This is a genomic window from Lacihabitans sp. CS3-21, from assembly GCF_024343675.1.
GTDB lineage: Bacteria > Bacteroidota > Bacteroidia > Cytophagales > Spirosomataceae > Leadbetterella.
In genome coordinates this window covers 1-1,652 of the sequence record NZ_RJUD01000077.1, presented here as the reverse complement: position 1 = coordinate 1,652, position 1,652 = coordinate 1, and the positions used below count along the sequence as shown (strand labels likewise).

Genomic DNA, 1,652 nt, shown 5'->3' with positions numbered 1-1,652 from the left:
ATTAGCGTCTTAAAGAGAAAATGTTAAGACTTATTGCTTTGAAGTTTGGTAATCAACCAGCCAACTCCAACAATCGTTAACGTGCCAAATGCTACAGTCATTTTAGGTTCCAAATTGGTTTTGAAGCTTTCTGGCAAATAGGTTTGAAGGGATAAATAAGCGATTACGACCACTCCTACCAAAGTTCCTCCAATAGCGGCCACCTTTCCAGCATTTTTCACCAAAAAACCCAGCAAAAATATACCCAACATGCCTCCTGCGAATATTCCAGAGAGTTTCCACCAAATATCTAAAATACTTTTGGCTCCTATCATGGCTATTCCGAAACTGATTCCCAGCAAACCAAAACAAACTGTAGCAATTCTTAAAACTTTGAGTTGCTGTAAATCATTTAAGTTTTTATGGAAATATCGTGTGTAAAAATCCTTCAAAAAAACTGTGGCCGAGCTGTTCATACTGCTGCTCATGGTACTCATGGCTGCTGAAAGTAAAGCCGCCATCAACAATCCCAAAAGACCCGTCGGGATTTTGGTTTTGATAAAATGAGGCAAAACTCTGTCACCATAATCTGCTGGTTGTAAATCAGTAAATGCTATACTTTTTTCGATAGAAACCAATTCTTTCAAACTTTGAATTTGCTCAGGAAAGTGCTGATAATAAACAAACAAAGCAGTACCTACGAAGAAAAACAAGAACGAAACTGGCACATAATAAATCACACATTGCCAAATGCTTTTCTGTGCGTCTTTGGTATTTTGAGCAGTGTGGTAGCGTTGAATGTAGTTTTGATCCACTCCGAAATTAACCAAGTTTATAAAAAATCCATACACAAAAACCACCCAAAACGAACTTTGAGTAAAATCTGGCTTAAAGGAACCTAGGCTAAATTTGTCTTTTGCAAGTCCCTCATTTACAATTGTTTGAATATCAATGGCATACAAAATTATTCCTAAAATAAGTAACGCTCCCATAGTTTTCAGAACGGCTTGTACCACTTCCGTCCAAATAACTGCTTCCATCCCTCCAAAAACGGTATAAACAATCACACAAACACCCGAAAAAACGATAATCAAAGGTATTTCAAAACCTGTCAAAGCATTGATAGCGATGGCAATTGCATAAAAAATGGTTCCCATTCTTGCCAATTGTGTAAGGATAAAACAGAGCATGACATAACTTCTTGCCCAAGACCCAAAACGTTTTTCGAGATGTGTATATGCACTGATTTCACCAGAATTTCGATAAAAACTTACGAAAAACTTGGAAGAGAAATAAGCCGCAAAAGGCATTGAAATACTAAATACGAAGGGATTCCAGTTGCTTCCGAATGATTTTCCAGGATCGCCCAAAAAAGTTATTGCACTTAAAAAAGTAGCGTAAAAACTCATACCAATCGCCCAACCTGGAATGGTGCTGGAGGCTGTGGTAAATTGAGCTGTACTCTTGTTTTTTCTAGAAAAATATACACCAATACCCACCATGGCAAGCAGATAAAGTACAATTATGGAAATGTCTAAGAGGGCCATTTTTTATTTTTATAGGGTTGAATATTAAATTTGGGTTTGTCTTCGACTCATTTCGGCAAGCTCAATGGCCATCGCTAAGACAACGCATTGGACACTGAGCGGAGCCGAAGTGCCGTCATTTCATCG

General features: G+C 38.0%; 1 protein-coding gene. It reads right to left on the bottom strand.

The features are described from left to right. Positions 1–23: 23 nt before the first annotated feature. Positions 24–1,526: a sodium:solute symporter gene (locus EGI24_RS14505; RefSeq protein ID WP_255049181.1), complete on the bottom strand. Its 1,503-nt coding sequence runs from the start codon at positions 1,524–1,526 to the stop codon at positions 24–26. Positions 1,527–1,652 lie beyond the last annotated feature (126 nt).

What these genes read in the sequence shown, in the direction of transcription:
- EGI24_RS14505 (WP_255049181.1), bottom strand. Translation starts at nt 1,526, where the DNA reads ATGGCCCTCTTAGACATTTCCATAATTGTACTTTATCTGCTTGCCATG.